At 55.1% G+C, this 16458-nt stretch carries 20 protein-coding genes and 1 pseudogene; 9 read left to right on the top strand and 12 right to left on the bottom strand.

Annotation, left to right across the window (positions count from 1 at the left end; genetic code table 11):
- Position 1: 1 nt before the first annotated feature.
- Both AO353_RS22485 and AO353_RS31670 read left to right on the top strand, forming a co-directional pair.
- Positions 2–442 (top strand): anti-virulence regulator CigR family protein, encoded by a 441-nt coding sequence (locus tag AO353_RS22485; RefSeq protein ID WP_054596946.1) that lies wholly within the window; start codon positions 2–4, stop codon positions 440–442.
- A 187-nt stretch (positions 443–629) separates the two neighbouring features.
- Entirely contained in the window at positions 630–1160 is a 531-nt protein-coding gene (locus AO353_RS31670) for a hypothetical protein (RefSeq protein ID WP_102667308.1), read from the top strand.
- Positions 1161–1700: 540 nt separating this feature from the next.
- On the opposite strand, the gene AO353_RS22495 is transcribed toward AO353_RS31670, so the two are convergent.
- Positions 1701–3251 carry a sensor domain-containing diguanylate cyclase gene (locus AO353_RS22495; protein WP_054596948.1) on the bottom strand — a complete coding sequence of 517 codons (1551 nt, stop codon included), beginning with the start codon at positions 3249–3251 and terminating at the stop codon, positions 1701–1703.
- A 269-nt stretch (positions 3252–3520) separates the two neighbouring features.
- Between AO353_RS22495 and AO353_RS22500 the strand changes: the two genes are divergently transcribed.
- Positions 3521–3715, top strand: a complete 195-nt coding sequence (locus tag AO353_RS22500; RefSeq protein ID WP_054596949.1) for a hypothetical protein — start codon at positions 3521–3523, stop codon at positions 3713–3715.
- 250 nt (positions 3716–3965) lie between these two features.
- Here the strand turns inward: AO353_RS22500 and AO353_RS22505 are convergent, their stop codons facing one another.
- The 3 genes from AO353_RS22505 to AO353_RS22520 form a co-directional block, all read right to left on the bottom strand.
- A complete protein-coding gene (locus AO353_RS22505; RefSeq protein WP_054596950.1) occupies positions 3966–4322 on the bottom strand; it encodes a hypothetical protein in 357 nt (118 codons plus the stop codon).
- 717 nt (positions 4323–5039) lie between these two features.
- The gene (locus tag AO353_RS22515) at positions 5040–6152 is read right to left on the bottom strand and encodes a CapA family protein (RefSeq protein WP_054596952.1); all 1113 of its coding nucleotides are present in this window, start codon (positions 6150–6152) and stop codon (positions 5040–5042) included.
- A gap of 128 nt (positions 6153–6280) precedes the next feature.
- The gene (locus tag AO353_RS22520) at positions 6281–6487 is read right to left on the bottom strand and encodes a hypothetical protein (protein ID WP_054596953.1); all 207 of its coding nucleotides are present in this window, start codon (positions 6485–6487) and stop codon (positions 6281–6283) included.
- Between the two features lie 277 nt (positions 6488–6764).
- Between AO353_RS22520 and AO353_RS22525 the strand changes: the two genes are divergently transcribed.
- A complete protein-coding gene (locus AO353_RS22525) occupies positions 6765–7028 on the top strand; it encodes a hypothetical protein (RefSeq protein ID WP_054596954.1) in 264 nt (87 codons plus the stop codon).
- 91 nt (positions 7029–7119) lie between these two features.
- Here AO353_RS22525 and AO353_RS30060 read toward each other — a convergent pair whose 3' ends face one another.
- Positions 7120–7620, bottom strand: coding sequence for a hypothetical protein (locus AO353_RS30060; RefSeq protein WP_081013798.1), 501 nt, complete (start codon positions 7618–7620; stop codon positions 7120–7122).
- Between the two features lie 178 nt (positions 7621–7798).
- Between AO353_RS30060 and AO353_RS22535 the strand changes: the two genes are divergently transcribed.
- Complete coding sequence (locus tag AO353_RS22535; protein ID WP_054596956.1) at positions 7799–8401, top strand: GNAT family N-acetyltransferase; 603 nt, start codon at positions 7799–7801, stop codon at positions 8399–8401.
- 170 nt (positions 8402–8571) lie between these two features.
- Here the strand turns inward: AO353_RS22535 and AO353_RS22540 are convergent, their stop codons facing one another.
- From AO353_RS22540 to AO353_RS22550, 3 genes are all read right to left on the bottom strand, one after another.
- The gene (locus AO353_RS22540; protein WP_054596957.1) at positions 8572–9246 is read right to left on the bottom strand and encodes a DUF3313 domain-containing protein; all 675 of its coding nucleotides are present in this window, start codon (positions 9244–9246) and stop codon (positions 8572–8574) included.
- Positions 9247–9529: 283 nt separating this feature from the next.
- Entirely contained in the window at positions 9530–10210 is a 681-nt protein-coding gene (locus AO353_RS22545; protein ID WP_054596958.1) for a phytanoyl-CoA dioxygenase family protein, read from the bottom strand.
- 337 nt (positions 10211–10547) lie between these two features.
- Positions 10548–11447, bottom strand: coding sequence for a LysR family transcriptional regulator (locus AO353_RS22550; protein ID WP_054596959.1), 900 nt, complete (start codon positions 11445–11447; stop codon positions 10548–10550).
- A 204-nt stretch (positions 11448–11651) separates the two neighbouring features.
- Here AO353_RS22550 and AO353_RS22555 point away from each other — a divergent pair, with 204 nt between their 5' ends.
- The gene (locus AO353_RS22555; RefSeq protein WP_054596960.1) at positions 11652–12893 is read left to right on the top strand and encodes an MFS transporter; all 1242 of its coding nucleotides are present in this window, start codon (positions 11652–11654) and stop codon (positions 12891–12893) included.
- 29 nt (positions 12894–12922) lie between these two features.
- Here the strand turns inward: AO353_RS22555 and AO353_RS22560 are convergent, their stop codons facing one another.
- Positions 12923–13267: a hypothetical protein gene (locus AO353_RS22560; RefSeq protein WP_237142915.1), complete on the bottom strand. Its 345-nt coding sequence runs from the start codon at positions 13265–13267 to the stop codon at positions 12923–12925.
- Positions 13268–13483: 216 nt separating this feature from the next.
- Positions 13484–14161 carry an SOS response-associated peptidase family protein gene (locus AO353_RS22565; RefSeq protein WP_054596961.1) on the bottom strand — a complete coding sequence of 226 codons (678 nt, stop codon included), beginning with the start codon at positions 14159–14161 and terminating at the stop codon, positions 13484–13486.
- 183 nt (positions 14162–14344) lie between these two features.
- On the opposite strand from AO353_RS22565, the pseudogene AO353_RS32250 reads away from it, so the two are divergent.
- A pseudogene (locus tag AO353_RS32250) lies at positions 14345–14479 on the top strand (lysis protein); the annotation flags it as partial.
- Between the two features lie 36 nt (positions 14480–14515).
- On the opposite strand, the gene AO353_RS22570 reads toward AO353_RS32250, so the two are convergent.
- Both AO353_RS22570 and AO353_RS22575 read right to left on the bottom strand, forming a co-directional pair.
- Positions 14516–14929: a hypothetical protein gene (locus AO353_RS22570; RefSeq protein WP_054596962.1), complete on the bottom strand. Its 414-nt coding sequence runs from the start codon at positions 14927–14929 to the stop codon at positions 14516–14518.
- Complete coding sequence (locus AO353_RS22575; RefSeq protein WP_054596963.1) at positions 14926–15165, bottom strand: hypothetical protein; 240 nt, start codon at positions 15163–15165, stop codon at positions 14926–14928. Before AO353_RS22575 ends, AO353_RS22570 begins: the two co-directional genes overlap by 4 nt.
- 10 nt (positions 15166–15175) lie before the next feature.
- Between AO353_RS22575 and AO353_RS30905 the strand changes: the two genes are divergently transcribed.
- Both AO353_RS30905 and AO353_RS22580 read left to right on the top strand, forming a co-directional pair.
- On the top strand, positions 15176–15343 hold the full coding sequence (locus AO353_RS30905; protein WP_237142916.1) for a DUF3088 family protein: 168 nt from the start codon (positions 15176–15178) through the stop codon (positions 15341–15343).
- 704 nt (positions 15344–16047) lie between these two features.
- Complete coding sequence (locus AO353_RS22580; protein ID WP_054596964.1) at positions 16048–16437, top strand: VOC family protein; 390 nt, start codon at positions 16048–16050, stop codon at positions 16435–16437.
- Positions 16438–16458 lie beyond the last annotated feature (21 nt).

Consider the following 16458-nt stretch of genomic DNA (forward strand, 5'->3'; position numbering starts at 1 on the left):
CATGTTCAGATCGCGCTCGCTGATTGCAGCTGTTACCTGCCTTGCCCTTGTCACGGGTTCTGCGACAGCTTTTGCCGACCCGGGTAATGGCGGCGGCCAGGGCCATGGAAACCAGGGAGGTCATGGCAAGGGCAAAAAACCGTACGATGACAGAAGCTGGGACCAAGGGCCGAGCATCGACCGTGGCAGTGTCCTTGGCATCATCGGTGGTTACCGCGACTACTGGAGACCAGGTCCGGCACTACCTCCCGGTATTCAGAAAAACCTCGCCCGCGGAAAACCCCTGCCTCCCGGTATCGCCAGGAAACTGGATGGCCGGCTGATCGGCAGATTGCCTCACTACGATGGTTATGAATGGCAGCAGGCCGGGACCGATCTGATTCTTGTCGCTATTACTACCGGGATCATTTACGAGGTTCTAAACGGTGCTCTCGATCAGTAGGCAGGGTACCGTTGAGTCAACGTTCGCATCGTCCTGTTTGTGCGGCTGGATAACAAGAAGGAATCGACTGTCAGTGCAACCGATTCCATCAATACAGGGGCATGGATCCGTTCGTCGTCTGTTCTGAACTACAAGCAAGTGCTTTTGTCAGACAATTTGTAAAAAACGAACCACTATGGAATCTATCATGCCTTTGAAAAACAAGAAGCTAGCCGCAGTTATGTCGTGCGTATTGATGCTTGCTGCCGCGCCTCTGCTCCCCGCCGGGTTGTCTGTAATGGGTACGGCCTATGCCAAAGAAGGTGGTGGTCACGGCGGCGGTAATGGTGGTGGAAATGGTGGTGGTGGCGGAAATGGCGGCGGCAGCGGTGGCGGTGGTGCTCATGCGGGTGAAGGTCACTCTGCGGGCGCCAAGAGCAATGGTCGCGCTGAAGGCCAGGAAACCGATCACGACGGCCGGGCTGTTCGAGACCGTGGATTGAGCGGTAAACACCTTGGACGTGATCGCGATGACCACGTTGGACGTGACCGTGATGACCACCTTGGACGTGATCGCGATAGCCATCGTGGTCATGGGGCAGTGACTTCGGGTATTGCGCACTCGAAAACAACGCGAGGGGTGACGAAAGCGACGGCTATCTCGGCGACAACGCCCGGTGATCACAATGCAAAAGGTTTGAGTAAGGCAGTGACTTCGACCACTGACAAAATCCGATAAGCACAACGCATTCAAAAAGCCGGGAAGCCATTGGTTGCCCGGCTTGATGAGAAGGTCAGTCTGACCGAGAAGCCCTGCAGGTTTGCGCTTGCAGGGCTTTTCTCGTTTTCGGCCGGGGATCGGCTACAGTTGAGAAGTCATCGATAGGGAGATCTCATATGAAGTGCTTAATTTGTCAGGCTGCCGCCAAGACTGTTCACGCGCCGGGAGACTGCTCAGAGGTCAAATGCTCAGCCGGTTGTGGACACTTCAGGGTCTCGGCCAATCTTGTTGCGAAAATGATGTTGAAGCACGAATCCTTTGACCTTGAACGCACAAGGCGATGGCTTGAGATGGCCCGCAATGATGATCCCGTGCCCTTGATATCGACCTACGATTACAACGTTTCCTTATTGCATCGCGACGCCGAAGAGCGGTCGGCCAGCCGGCCAAATCGTTCCAGAGAATCGGTAGCGTCGGATTAGATGGGGGTTCTTGCTTTGATGTGACGAAGCAGCCAACTACTGCTTGGCTGCTTTTTTACTGCCGTCGCCATCCTTGCTAATTTGATATGACGGTCCTGTTTCTCCCGCTGGACTTGGCGATGTATAGCGCTTTGTCGGCGATATCCACCAAGCTCTCTACCGTATCGACTTCTCGTTCGGAGAGTGAACTAATGCCAATACTGATCGTGACCACCCCTAGTGGAGAGTCGCTGTGTTGTATTTTAGCGTGCTCCAAATCGAGTCGGATTTTTTCGGCCAGCAGGAAAGCCCCGACATAATCGGTGTTTGACAGTACAACGGCAAACTCTTCCCCGCCGTACCGGGCGGCGAGATCACCGGTTCGGTTTACATGCTTTCTGATTATTGCGCCCACGGCCTTCAGGCACTCATCACCCTGTACGTGGCCGTAGAGGTCGTTGTAGCTCTTGAAGAGGTCAACGTCGATCATGATCAGTGCGGTGCCGTCCAGTTTCTTGCGTTTTTTCCTGGCAACTTCAGCTTCTATGAAGAAATCAAAGTGGCGTCGGTTGGCCAGCCGTGTCAGTCCATCTTCGAGGGCCATCAAACCAAGAATCTTATTGGCTTCAATGTAGTCTTTCTGAGAGGCTTGCAATTCTCTTTGCGCTTGAATTTGCTGACCCATGAGTTTGATGAGTCGATAACCAATAAAGCTGAGAATTATTAATAATATGGAGGAAATGATCAGGCTGGCGAGGGATTCGCTCCGCCAGTCCGCCAGTACTTCATTTCGATCAAATTCGGCGACGACGACAAGGGGGTACCCATTAATGCGTCTAAAACCTATGACCCGCTCGACACCGTCGATAAACGATTTTATGGTCGCCGTGCCGGAGTTCACGTCAGGCTTTAACAGGGCGAACACTTCGCCTTTTGATATGTTAATGCCGATGTCCTGGTCGCGAAATGGCTTGCGCACCACAATGTTACCGCTGGAGGTCACCAGATTGATGAGGCCATTCGTTCCGGTGTCGACACCTTCGTAAAGGTTGAGGAAGTAGTTTAGGTAAATGGTAGCGAGTGCAACGCCGGCAAAACTCCCGTCTGGATGGTTGATTCGGCGCGATACCGTCATGATCCATTCATTGGTTGAGCGACTGCGTATGGAAGGGCCAAGATAAGGTCCCAGGTCCGTATGGTCGCGATGATAAATGAAATAGTCACGGTCCGAGTTGTTGGCGCCTGCGGGTATGACACCGTTTGAATTGAGTAGCCAGCGTCCCTGTTCATCATAGATAAAAAAGCCATGTATTTGAGGCAGGCGTTTTTGTTGTATTTTAAGTAACTCTTCCAGTTTGTTTAAGTTTTCTGCGTTGCTGCCTTCTGTTTCCAGTCGTTCCTTGACCCCTATAAGTACTGTGTCAGCCTGCGTAAGGGTTGCCTCGATATTGGACGATAAAGTCTTCGAGAGATTTGACATCTCGGTTTCCTTGTCGTGCAAATGGTACTCCAGGGAGTTGAAGATTCCCCATGTACTGATTGCTATCAGCGAGATGCATACGATGGCCACAAAGAGGATGACGTGTCCGACTTTGAGTTTGGCATCGGTCCACTCAGCGGAAAAAAAAGAAGCCTTCCTTGTCAACATGAAATCCTGCCATTCGACGTGGGTATCAATAGTTAGCGTATTCTATTTTTTTTATACCGTTGAGGTATTTTTAGCGTGGGTATTCGTTTTTGCCATATGCCCATCTTGCTTATTGCCAAATGTGCAGGCGGTCAAATAACGACAGCGTGATTGCCCCGCAATCACTCCCTCCCAGGAGCGTCAGAGAGAGGTGAAGGCTTTCGGTATGGAATCTTGGAGATGACAGGAGTAAAAAATACCTTACCTGCCTCAATCCAGAGGATGTGCAAATGGTCATTACCATCAAAGAGCGCGATGAGCATCACATGTCTCATGAATCAAGTAGCGCGGGAATCAGGATGTGGGATGTCTTTCAGGGAGATGTTCTGGTCGGCGTCTATCACAGTGAAGCTGAGGCGTTGAAGTACAAGGATTTGCTGGAGAGCGGTCGATTGGACAGCCACAAAAAACCTCCGAAAAGATAAGCTCAACGGAGTGAAAAAGCCCAGCCCAGTGCTGGGCTTTGTTGGTTTTGGGGCGGATGGATGCTGACAGTCGGCAGAGCGTGTCTGTTCAGTTGTGAATTGTTCAGAATTGGCTTGAGGACGCGGTGTTATGGAGCGCGTAAGGTTTACCTGTTCGCCCTGCCAGATGCTTCAGGAAACGTGCTGAGTGGCCAGCTGCTGGTCAGGGCGAACACTTGCCGCTATAGCGGCTGACTTTGAGGGGAGGGGGTTACTTGAGGGGAGAAGCAGAGATCTTTGAGTAAGTACCTTTATCGGTAGTGGCCAGTAAGCAGCGGCCATCCTTGAATTTTGCATAGAACGTTATTTCCCTTTCTGTATCGCATAGTAACCAGCCCGCCACTAGCCCGATTGGCCCTAGAAGCAATGCTCCCGCCAGACTCCATCGAATGACGCTGCCTTTCTTGTTGACGACTTCTTCGGTTGCTGTTTCCAGCGTTTCCAGATTTGACAGGGGAATCTTTAGTTCGAGAGAAGGTTTCAGTGCGGATTTCAGAGTGAAAAATCCAGATTGAAATTCGGCATCGCCTGCCAGAAAGTCACCGGATATCACCGTTATTTTCGACATGATTTTTTCTTCGTATGATCTGGTCTGGCCCGTTGAGTACTGGGCTCCAAAGGCTCCCCTCAGTCAATCGACTTGCGACAAAAGGCGAGGCCGGCGGTCACTTGATCGATACCCGTCGAGGGTATTCAAAACCGTCTGATCGAGTTCAGGCTGCCGGTTTTTCTCTGGGTAAAAGGAATTTTTTGTCGAGGTAGCGTGACGGTTGGAAATGGTCTATTAATTGACAACCTGCACCGTGAGGGTAGGCGAGAAGTCAGCGCCTGGAAGATGTTCGATGATGCCCGGCGGTGGGGCATGAGTTGGCGGCTAGATTGCTTGGTCGTGGAAACTGACAGGTGCTCGGGAGTGGCTCATGTGGTGTTTGATCTGCTCGCAAGACGCGCGACATATTGAATCCGCAATGGATGGCATTGAACTGATTTGTCCTGAGTGCGGGCATTTCGGCATATCCGGCATCGTTATGAGGGAACGGAACGAGCGAAAATTCGATGTCGAGCGAACCAGGGTCTGGCTTCATCGCGAACGCGAGATCAACCCTGACCGGTGTCCGGTTATCAATAGCTTGAACGTTATCTGGGCGTCAGAGCCCTGACGGTTGAGATCCCGTAGGTTATCCAGTTGAATCCAGCGGGTTGGCTACCATTCGAGTGAGGCAGGGCGTTACTGGGATTCGTACAGGGAAATGCGTTGCTGATAACGTCTCGCCAATCTCAATTCCTACCAACACAACGTGAAGACATTTTTCGCGCCTGGCTGGATGCGGCTGCCCAAGCGTGCGCATTCGCGAGAAAGGGTGTCGTGCAGCCATTGACGGTCATCCCCTTCGGCGCGACAGATGCGAAAGCGATGAAGGTGGATGGGGATCAGGTCCAGCGATTGCAGGCACCCGCTTGGGTCCAGGGCGGCAAAGTACAGAAGCCCCAGGTCGCCACGAAAGTCTGCGTGGTTCTCGATACCTTCGTAATCGTTCAGGAGATCACCGCAGCCATAGAGAATCAGGCGTTCGCGGTACACCTCGATACCCTTGATGTGGTGCGAGGAATGCCCGTGCACCACGTCGACTCCGGCCTCGTCGATCAACGCATGGGCGAACCGGACCTGCTCCCGCGGGATATCGAAGCCCCAGTTACCGCCCCAGTGAATGGAGGCGACCACTCGGTCTCCCGGGTTTTTGCCCGCAAGAATCCGTTTGGCCACAAGGTCCAGGCTTTGCATCGACAGGTCCTCCAGCCGCGCAACGCCTGCGCGCTTGTCCGTGGCGGCCCAGTCCGGTGGGATGCCACAGTCGGGTGCACCGAGGCCAAACACCAGCAAACGCCCTCCGCCTGGCTGCGGCAGCACGGCAGGCGCTTCGGCAGTTTGCCGGTTACGCCCGGCGCCGGCGCTGCGCATACCGTTGCTCGACAGGGTGTCTAGCGTATCGGCCAGACCGGCTTCCCCCCAGTCCAGCACATGATTGTTGGCCAGCATGCAGCAGTCGATGCCGGCTGCTCTGATGACCGGGAAGTTCTCCGGGCTCATGCGGTAATTGATGCCTTTTGGCTCCGGTCGTCCGCGGCGGGACACCGCAGTTTCCAGATTGATGATGCGTGCGTGTGGCTGGTGAAGTTCGAACTCATCCAGCGCGGTGCCCCAGACATAGGCGAAATCGACCGGGCGGGGAATCGGGCCATTGAGCCTTTCTGCCAGACGGACGTAATCGCCGGCATGCTTGACGTAAGCTTCGTAAAGCCGCGGATCGCCAGGATGCGGCAGTACCGAATCGATGCCGCGGGCGGTCATGACGTCGCCCGCGAGAAACAGCTTCAGCGTATCGCTAACAGCGGCCATGACACCCTCCCGGATATCCCGATCAGCTCACCGTACGTTTTGCTCGCACACCGTTCAAAATATCAATTTTTCTGCGTGGCCTGCGACAAGCCGATGACGAACCAACCCGGTATTGAGATCAAACGCTGTCAGAGCAAGTAGCCAGTTGCCTGTTCGAAGTGGTTGTCCTGCACCCCGGCGATCAGGTGCAGTGGAATGTGCTGTTGTGCATCGATGGCGGGGATTTCAAAGCTGCCCACTATTTGAAGGTGTCGCTCACTCAGCCCGGTCGACTCTTCTTCGTTTGCCTTAGCCATTCTCGCGTGGTTCGCTGCGATTTCATTGAGAGTTGACACGTTACATCTCCGGTGACTGACCAGGCGTATCGCTGGAGTCCTTAAGCGTTAATGTTGATTGCTGCCGCGTCAGAATAATGTCGTCCTGGGGCCGCTACGGGCGTACTTAGCAATCCTTGAGCCGTATCCTGCACCACGTTTTAATAGGCGACGAATGGTGTCGTAGAGTTCTCTCTAAAGGACTTTTACCGAGACCGAATCCTTTGGTCAGGAAATGCGAACATCTCTTTGCAGACAGCGTTCTAAACAGGTATGGGAGCTCAACAGGAGAAGCATCATGGTTCAGCGCCGCCGACACCATATCTCACAGATATCTCTTCGATTAGAGGGCTTGCGCGCCAACCTTTCGCAATTCAAGCAAGACGAGCTTGAAATACAGGAGACATTACGTGGATCTCCTGCACTCGAGATCGAAAAAGCTCTGGATGAGGCGTTTGACGAGATACGTGAATCGATAAACCATACCGAAGAACTCTTGAACGCGTTGGTTCAAGAGGCTGAAAGAGGTCGTGAAACGCAGGCGAGCCAAGAGGCTGGTTAAGATGTTCAAGGTCGGCTGAGGTGGAATGAGAAAGCCCGCAACCGGCGGGCTCTCTGCATCATACTGGAGCATGAAGATGTAAAGATCGGGTCTACTGATCCTTATCCTGATCTTGTTTGGTGCTCGAATGTTTGGTGCTCGAAGTAGCAGCGTTACTCAGCCCCTTTTCATTGTGATCGCCAGGTGTGGTGGTCGAGATCGCAGTGGCCTTTGTAAGTCCGTGTGTAGTTTTGGAGTGTGCGATCCCTGAAGTCGCCGAACCATGACCTTTGCTGTCATGGCGAATACTCCCGGTGTGCTTGCCACTGATTCCATGATCCCTGATTGCTTTACCGTCATGATCGCTATCCAGACCTTCGCTACGGCCAGTGCTATCAGCGTCAGCAGTATGGCCTTCGCTACGGCCATTGCTGTCAGCGTCAGCAGAATGACCTACTCCCTGGCCGCCGGCACCGCTACTGCTGCCGTGACCTGCACTGTTTCCGCCGCCACCACTTTTTGCATAGGCGGAGGACATTGGGAGTAAGGGCGCTGCAGCCAGCATCATTACGCATGTCATCAAAGCTACGAAATTCGTCTTCTTTAAATGCATGATGGCGTCCATCGATGTGAGTGGGTTTGCATGAATTAAGACGCACGGCATTCGTTTATAGTTCTCAGGCTTCAGACCGACGGTGTGAGGAGTCTGGAAACACTATGCGCTGGGTGCCTGCGTACCTATGAGGGGCGAGGTTTAGATCAGGCATGTCATTTCAGGAGAAGGGATAACAATGATCCACCGTAAGCCAATAGAGCCTTGGGCTGTTGACGCGATAGCCTACATTCGGGCCTCTTCGGCTTTGAAACGAGAGTTTGCTTTGCTGCAAAACCGTGTCTATCCGGAGACGGGAGAAGATGAAATCAATACGGCGATACCGCTGCACGATCCGGTGTTCGATGCATTCTCGTTCTATACCTGCGCGCACGACAGGGTCGTCAGTTATGCCGCGGTCGTAATGAAAGCGATTGAACATGCGGGTGACACATTTGAAATCGCCGGGCTGAGTTGCGTCATGACCGATCCAGATTGTCAGGGGCGAGGCCTTGGGTTGAATACCGTCGCCGCGGCGACTCGTTGTATGGAGCGCAGTAATCTTGATATCGGCGTCTTCACGTGTGATCCGCCGCTCGCTCGTTTCTATGCGCAGGCTGGCGGCTGGTCTGTAGCGCCCAATATCGTCCTGATCGGCAACCAGGATGAAGAGGCTTTACGCAGCGATACGTTGGGCAAAGTTGTCATGTTGCGGCTGTTTTCGCAGAAGGCAATCGCGAACGCATCGACATTTACGCACGGGGTTATAAATCTCGCCTTGCCGCAAGGGCAGTTTTTATAGTCCGGGTGTCAATGTGCTCTGCCGCTTGCTGCTCCTGTGTAGCGTAGCTGCATAGACGTAGGCGGGCGCCCGAGTGGCTGGCGCCGTCAGATTGGACGGCACCAAGCTTTTCCTGCGGGGGCTGAGATAAGAAGCACAGTCATCCACGGAAGCTGACTGACACTTCATTGCTATTCGATGAATGCTTGTATATCGCCGTCCAGTTTTTTGATTGCCGCTTTGAAATCGTTAGCGGTAACCGGCTGGCTTGCATTTTTCAATTGTTCACCGAAGACCTTGCGCACCACTTTGGCCACAGTCCGGCCATTACTTGCGTCGATTATCTCGGCCTCAATGTACAACTCGGTCTCTTGATTACGGTGGCCGGTGGCCGCCTGAGTCGCGCCTATCGCGGCCGCAACCGGAACCACTTCATACCATTTCATACCTTCATTGGACGTGCTGACCCCGGTAATCGCAGCGCGTACGACCAGGACTCGCGAACCGGCAGGGGCCGACGGAACATTGGGTACCACACGGTACTTCTGGCCCAGTGCGCTCTTGGCATTGTTCGTCATGTAGGTTTGCAACTGGTCCAGCGTCTGGCGGTTGACCCGTTCATTGGGCTGTGGTGTCGGGTACAGTTCCAATCGCTTGAAGGCCACCGTGTCATAAGCGTTCGGGTTCCAGGACGGGGTCACCCAACGCATGGCCTTCTCACCGCTGGGTGTACTGACCTCCTGCAAATTGTTGTAGTCGGGAAGAAACCCTGAGTACTGTTCCTTCTCCGTGACTCTTGAAGTGCATCCGCCGAGCAGCAGACTGCTCAAGGCAACGCCGACAAGCATTTTTCTGGACAGACTCATACTGTTTACTCCATGGATTAAGACGTTCTATACCGCATCGAGTTGACGGCAGTGACAGGCTATAGGGCTAATACCTGCACGCTGGATTCCTTATGACGCGGCCTGCATAGAGTGCCTTGTGTCCTTTGCTGGAGTATGTCCCGCTTATTTCCATGCAGTAGAAATGTTACCCAAATGAAATATATGACTGGCCGATGTTCCAGCTTTTTCTCCTTCGGAAAAATGTTCCCGTTGGGGCGCTTTGGGTGAGCGCGTATCCAACAGTTGACTCAGCCTGCTCAGGCTATGTAACCCCGAAGGCAAAATCCGAGGGATCGAAGCGATCGGTCGTCTTCATCCGAATACTTCGCAGGCCCACCGTTTCCAGGTGTGACGCATATAGAGGCTCCGAAAAGTAACTTATCAGGATGGAGCGACGGCGTGCGCCGATTAAGTTCAGACTGGCCGCATGCACTAGATCAACGTCAAACACCAGGATGTCACCTGCGGAGCCTGAAAGCCGTACGGACCGGGACTCGTCATTGAAGTCGAATGGCGGCTCTCCCTGCTCAGGGCGATGGCTGCCAGGGACGATACGAGTTGCGCCGTTCTCGGGACCATAATCGTCGAAATAAGCCAGGACGTTCACAATGTCGCCTGGCCGTTGGGCCGACAAGTCGCGGTGCAACTGCTGATGACCGCCACCTGCAAGAGGTTCGCGACCTTCTACCTGCGAGAGGAAGAACCGTTCTCCGATCAACTCACCCACCACCGCCAGCACCTCCGGCAGACGACACACAGCCTGAATCTTCGAATCAGCGTCCAGCAGCGAATGGCGCCAATCCATGCCACGCGGCACTGGCCATTGGTCCGCCGGCTTCACGCCCGCATCGAACACGGCACGAAGGTCATCCAGCCACTTGGCCGGGATCGCTCGACGGAGCAGTGCATAGCCATCTCGATGAAGTTGCTCGCGGTCAGTCATGGATTCCTCAATTCCCTCGCCATTTACGCGTCTTGCAAAGCGCCCCCGGGCTGGACAACAGCATTGGGCAATGATCGGCCAATGTTTAAGCGTAGCTTTTACGAGTCTAGTGAGCAGAGCGAGCGGTGTTGAGTATTAGCTGTGGGTGACTGAGCGTTTTTGGTCCACTAGCGACGGGCCGGGGAAGGCCTGTTCAGTGGAAAGTCGGGAACTGGGTAGTGGGCTTTCTGTATCGGAAAAATTGGGGGGATTTATGCGTGCCAACTTTCAAGTCGGTTCGATTGCCATACTTGGTGCGCAGATAGAGAGGTGGCGCCGGGTTCAATGAAGGGGAGTGCTACCGGCCCTGCAAAAGTTCATCGACCACGCCCAAGAATGCCTCGACTAGCAGGGTGCGTCCTTGTGTTCGCGTGAGTATCAGCAGTTGCGCGCAGGCTTCGGGGTCTGCCAGCGGGCGGTAGGTCACCCCCTTTTTGGCCAGGGTCTTGGTGCACTGGGGCACCAGAGCGACGCCTTGGCCAGCGGCCACCAAGGCGATGATCGAGGTGATCTGTCGCCCAGACGGACCTGGACGTATTGGCAGACCGTTGTGTCGGTACAGATGCTCTATGGATTCATTGAGCCCGGAGCCATAATCGGCCGGAAACAGAATCAACGGGTGCGCACTGAGCTGGGCCAGGGTGACCTTGTCCTGGCTGGCCAGCGGGTTGTCACTGGAAAGGGCGGCCACCAGTGGTTCTCCCCCGAGAGACAATACCTGTACATCGGTTTGCCCGCTTTCAGGCTGCAGCCGGCTCATGCCGATATCGATGCGGCCATCGACGACTTGCGAATAAAGACTGCCGGAAGCACTTTCCACCAGCGTCAGCTGAACCTCTGGGAAGCGCTGGGCAAAGGCTTGAATGGTTTGGCTGAACAGATCCGACAGCGCAATCGAACTGGCGTAACCCAGCGCCAACTGACCGGCCGATCCGGCGGCAAGCTTGCCGGCGATGACTTCGGTCAGGTTGGCCTGTTCCAGTACGGCCCGCGCGTAAGGCAGGAAATGCCGGCCTTGTGCTGTTAGCGTCACCGTGCGGCTGGTGCGGTCGAACAGGCGAAAGCCCAGCTCGGATTCCAGGGCCGAAATCTGTCGGGTCAAGGGTGGCTGGGCGAGGTGCAGGCGCAACGCTGCGCGGCCGAAGTGCAGCTCTTCGGCGACCGTCAAAAAGTAACGTAACTTGCGTAGGTCAAGCATCCTGTTCCTTGGGTATTGATCGGTCCGAATTCGGTATTGGTGTTCGGCAGGCTGCGTATTCTATAAAGACCTCCGAGAATGAATCGAGAGGTCTCATGAGTTCGCGTCTGCATAGCGCTCGGTGATTGTCGTCGCGGCGCTGCTACAGTTCCTGATGCCTTCCTGCTTGAATATCAACGTCCCACTCTCCAGCCTCTCAATACGATGAATGATTTGAAAGACGAAGTATCTTCCCTGCGCGCGCCGCAATCCGCTGATGCTTCAGTCCGTCGCCGATCCCTGGTGGCTGGCTGCGGTGCTCACGCCGTACATGATGGGCTGACCGACGTTATCTATGTGCTGTTGCCGATCTGGCAGTCGCAGTTCGGCATGAGCTACGCCCAGATCGGCCTGTTGCGCGGTGTCTATGCCGGGATGATGGCCGGTTTCCAACTGTTGGCGAGCCGGGCCGCCAAGCGATGGGGACGAGAGCGCATGCTGGTGGGCGGAACGGCACTCGCAGGCCTGGCCTATTTGCTGGCGGGGCAGGCTGGCGGGTTGACGGTGCTGTTGTTGGCGCTGCTGTTGGGAGGATTGGGCGCCAGTACTCAGCACCCGCTGGCATCTTCGTTGATTACCGATACTTACGAGGCGGGCGGAGGTGTCAAACAAGCGTTGTCGCAGTACAACTTCTCCGGCGATATTGGCAAAACGTTGATCCCGGGGTTGATCGGTCTGTTGCTGACAGTCATCAGTTGGCGCGCCAGTGTCACGCTACTGGGTCTGCTCGGGTTGGCGGCAGCGGGCCTGCTGTGGTGGCTGATCCCGGCTCGTGCCGAACCTTTGTCCACGCACGGCAAAGCGACCAAGGCGATCACGGGTAACGGTTCTGCCATCGGGCTGCGCGCGTTGATCCTGACCGGTACGCTGGACAGCGCGGTGCGTATGGGGTTTCTCACTTTCTTGCCATTTCTGTTGAAAGACAAGGGCGCCGGGACGGCAGGCATCGGCCTGGCGTTGACGATGTTGTTCGTGGGGGGCGCGTTCGGCAAGTTGCTGTGTGGCTATCTGGGGGCACGCATCGGTATGGTGAAGACGGTGTGGCTGACCGAGTTCACCACGGCGGTGTTGATCGTCATGGCGGTGTATCTGCCGTTTTTCGGCCTGATGGTGATGTTGCCGCTGCTGGGGCTGGCGCTGAACGGCACGTCGTCGGTGCTGTATGGCGCCGTGCCGGATCTGGCGGGGCCGGGTAAACGCGAGCAGGCGTTCGCGGTGTTTTACACCGGCACCATTGGGGGTGGTGCGCTGGCGCCGGTGTTGTTTGGCACCCTCGGTGATGTCACCGGTGTTCCCGTCGCGGTGATCATGTTGGCTGCCACCTTGTTGCTGACACTGCCGTTGTCCTGGTTTGTGCAGAGAGGTCTGGACGCTGATGCACGATCGCGATACCTGTTTCAGGACTAGACAGGGTCAAGAGTGGTTGTGCAACCTCTCTAATACCTCTCGGGGCACTTGAAGCCCCAGCCATCAACTATCAGATCTTTTACTTCTTCGCCAGTGGTGGTGATGCCTAGACATTCCTTGTTTCTCTTGTAGTTGAACTCGCAATATTGCACCCCTTGGGTGCATCTTTCGATTTCACTAATACCCATGTTTTTAAGTATTACTGCAGTGCCAACCGGCTGCATCTCATTCGGTAAACCTGGCTTCCAGCCATGTTTAATCAATGCTTTTCGTGCATTTAAGAATGACATTCCTTTTTTAATCGGAACATCTGTTGCGTTCGCAAAAAAGCTAACGCAACAGAGCAAAATGCAAGCAACAAGGTGTGGTTTCATTTAAGCGATCCGCCAAAGCTCTTGTGTGTGAAACCAGATAGTCCCATTGCTGTAATGCAATGGTCTCTCCATGAGCTTATCGTAATGTTTAAAAAAACTGTCGGCCGCCATAGTGGAGAAAAACGCTACGGATGACGCCGTTTGCCAATCGTATGGTGCCAAGCCGGGGGAGTGATGCCTACGTGAATTGCAGGGCTCAGCGGGACAAATAGCAATTCAGATCGGTTTGATCAGACTCGCGCCTTGGTTGCGCACGTTGCCAATGGCTGCGCTGACCTTGAACCATTCGAAGGCCTCGGACATCTCTCCCTGTTGAATCATCATATGCTCGGCGCGCTCCTTGGGTGTGGTCGGGTCGAGCCATTCCCGTGCCACCTCGGGCGCCAGTGTTACCGGGCGTTGATCGTGGATGTCCACTATGCCGCCTGCCGAATCGGCAGTGATGATCACGAAGCCGTCATACTCGCTGGGCGCGTGGTCGCCGATCGGAAACTGGCCGATAGCAGCGCACAGGATCGGTGAGCCGTCCCGATGCCGGATCAAATAGGGCTGCTTCTTCGGCCCGCCCTCATCGACCCACTCAAACCAGTTGTTGATGGGGGTGATGGCTCGGTGTGGCCAGATCGCGCGGTAGAATGGGCTATGCGCTACCTTTTCGACTCTGCCGTTCGGTTTCGCTGGCTGATCGGTTGCCCAATGCGGTCGCCAACACCACCTGACCAGGTTGGCGTACAGCGTGTCGCCCTCCTGGTGAAAGAGGGCGACCCTTGTTGTGGGGGCGACGTTGTATTGCTCGAGCGGCTGGTCGCCAACGGTGTTGACCAGAGCATTGGGCATGCTCAGCGCCGCCACGAAGTCGTGGATACCCTTGTATTGCGAAAGTCGTCCGCACATGGCTGAACCCTCAAGTTCAACCCTGAGTTTAGACGATCGTTTTCGGGCGCTCTATGAGGCCGTCCAACATACCGCCGAAGCAGTGCGCGCATTTGGGAGGGTGGGCCAATGTGGGGTTTTGATGGGAGCTTGAGTGGGCTAGAACCTCCTGAGTTACACGCCCCAGCCTGCACAAACACCCGATTGGCTCATGGAAGAGCGCACGCCCGACTTGACCTGGCGCATGCTCAACGAATTATCGGCATCACCGACGACGGCGACCGAGGACTGATCGCTCTGGCTGCGTGCCAGGCGTCTGTGAGGGGGGGATCACACTGAAGCGCAATGACCGCAATTTTCGGCAATGGTCGGTCGCTAGCCCGCGCCGCGCTTATTGGGTTTTGGAGGCGCGTCAGGACACTCATCGGCCCATCGCGTAACCGTCATGTCATTGAATTGCTCGCCGATAGTGTCTACGCGCAGGCAAACGCCTTTCTTTGTGTAGAACAAGATGCAACGCGAGCTATCAAAAGAGCAGACATCGACCTCATAGTACTTGTGCGCAGCCAGCTCACGCTCCACGCCACTATATTCATAGTCGTCGGCGGTATGCATCCGTGTCGGTGTCCATCTTTGTTTGATGAGCTTGGCCTTGGCCGCGACCAAGGACTCACCGACGGCGATGCCTGCCGGCCCATGCCTGTCGTTTGTCGCCTGCGAGCCATCCGCAAACGCTGCATTGGCGCCAATGCAATAGAGGGCGATGAACGCGAGGATCGAAAGCTTCATTTAACAGTCCCTCCAGCCGATTTGTAGTTCGCCAAAAATTTTGAACATTCGACATACGGTTGCGGCGGGTAATGATTCGCTTTGCCAGGCCCTTCGGGAAGTGCCGCCCACCTCGTTGCCGCCTTCGGCATGGCTCCGGGGATGTCGCCAGCCTTGATCTTGTCGATCACACCAAGGGTGCGTATGTCGACCGCGATGAGGTCTTGGGTGTTAGGCGTAAAGTCGGTAAGTCCCATCTTTTCCTCCATGAAAGAAGGGCATCAGTCTGCGCCGGTGATCGTGCTCGGCAAAGGGCGGGAGCCAAAGGACGTGTCCGTTGCGGTTCAGGAGTACAACGGCACGCGCTTCATCAACGCGCCCGACGATATCCGGCGCTACCTGTCGTCACAGTACAGCGTCGTGCAGGCGTCGTAATCGGTAGCGATCAGGTACACGCACCAAAAACGGCCCGCCGCACTTCGTGACGGCAGGCTGCGGGCCGACGGTTCGCTTGCGAGCCGCCGGCCTATTCCTTTGGCGCGGCCGCAACGTGGGACAAAGTTGAAGACTCATGGCCTGCTACGGCAGTATTTTCCCCGCGGGCACCGACAGTTCGGCTGACACGCAAGGACAAGGGGGGCTGTACCAGTAGGCCTAAATCGGCCGAATAGTGACGGTCTTGCATTAACCAGCGCGGTGTATGGTCAGTCAGGCCTCCGTTCGCTTCGCTATTTCTAGGAAGAGCACTCGAGCCGAATGCGGACATTCGAAAACTGAACACGCAAAAAAGACTTCCAGAGCATGTCGGTGTGAGAGATGACGGGCGCTACGAATGGCTCTGAATGATTTGTAAAGCATAGGGTCTTTCCAGCCTCACCTAATATGTACATCATCCAGTACATCGAAAGCGCTGACGCTAGAAAAATCTCAACGCTTTCAAGGAGAAAGAGCGCGGATTTCAGTCTCGTTTCCCGCTCCAAATACAGAAAAACGCCACTCAATGAGTAGCGTTTTTTTTGCGCTTTTTTTTATTGAAACGTCCGTTAGGGAAACTCTGAAAAAGACTTTCAGATTTGGTGAAATACCCGCCTCACACGAACCGAACGACTGAGCCTCGATGAAACAAATGTTCTTCGCCGATTTTCAATGGCGAATGCAAAGCCGCCTTCAACTTCTATGCCCAATGCCTGCCAGGCCAGATCGAAGTCATGATGAACTTCGGCGAAAGCCCTGCCCTCGATGACGTGCTGGTGGATTACCACGACCGCATCATCTACACCCGCCTGTTGGCCGGCGACCAGACCATCTTCGGCTTGGACACCATTCCGGAACGCCCCGACAACGGCATCAGCGGCTGCTCCGTGTCCCTCAACGTGACCAGCATCGCTGAAACCAAGCAGATCTTCGCCGCGCTGACGGATGGGGGCAACATTCAACTGCCGCTGCAAGCGATCGTCTGGGTCGCGTGCTTCGGTATGCTGGTCGATCGCTTTGGACGTGCCATGAATAGTGAGTTACAAGGCGAATAACCGCTGGCAGTCCTAAAGTGC

Origin of the sequence: Pseudomonas fluorescens, from assembly GCF_001307155.1 — a bacterium.
Lineage (GTDB): Bacteria > Pseudomonadota > Gammaproteobacteria > Pseudomonadales > Pseudomonadaceae > Aquipseudomonas > Aquipseudomonas helvetica.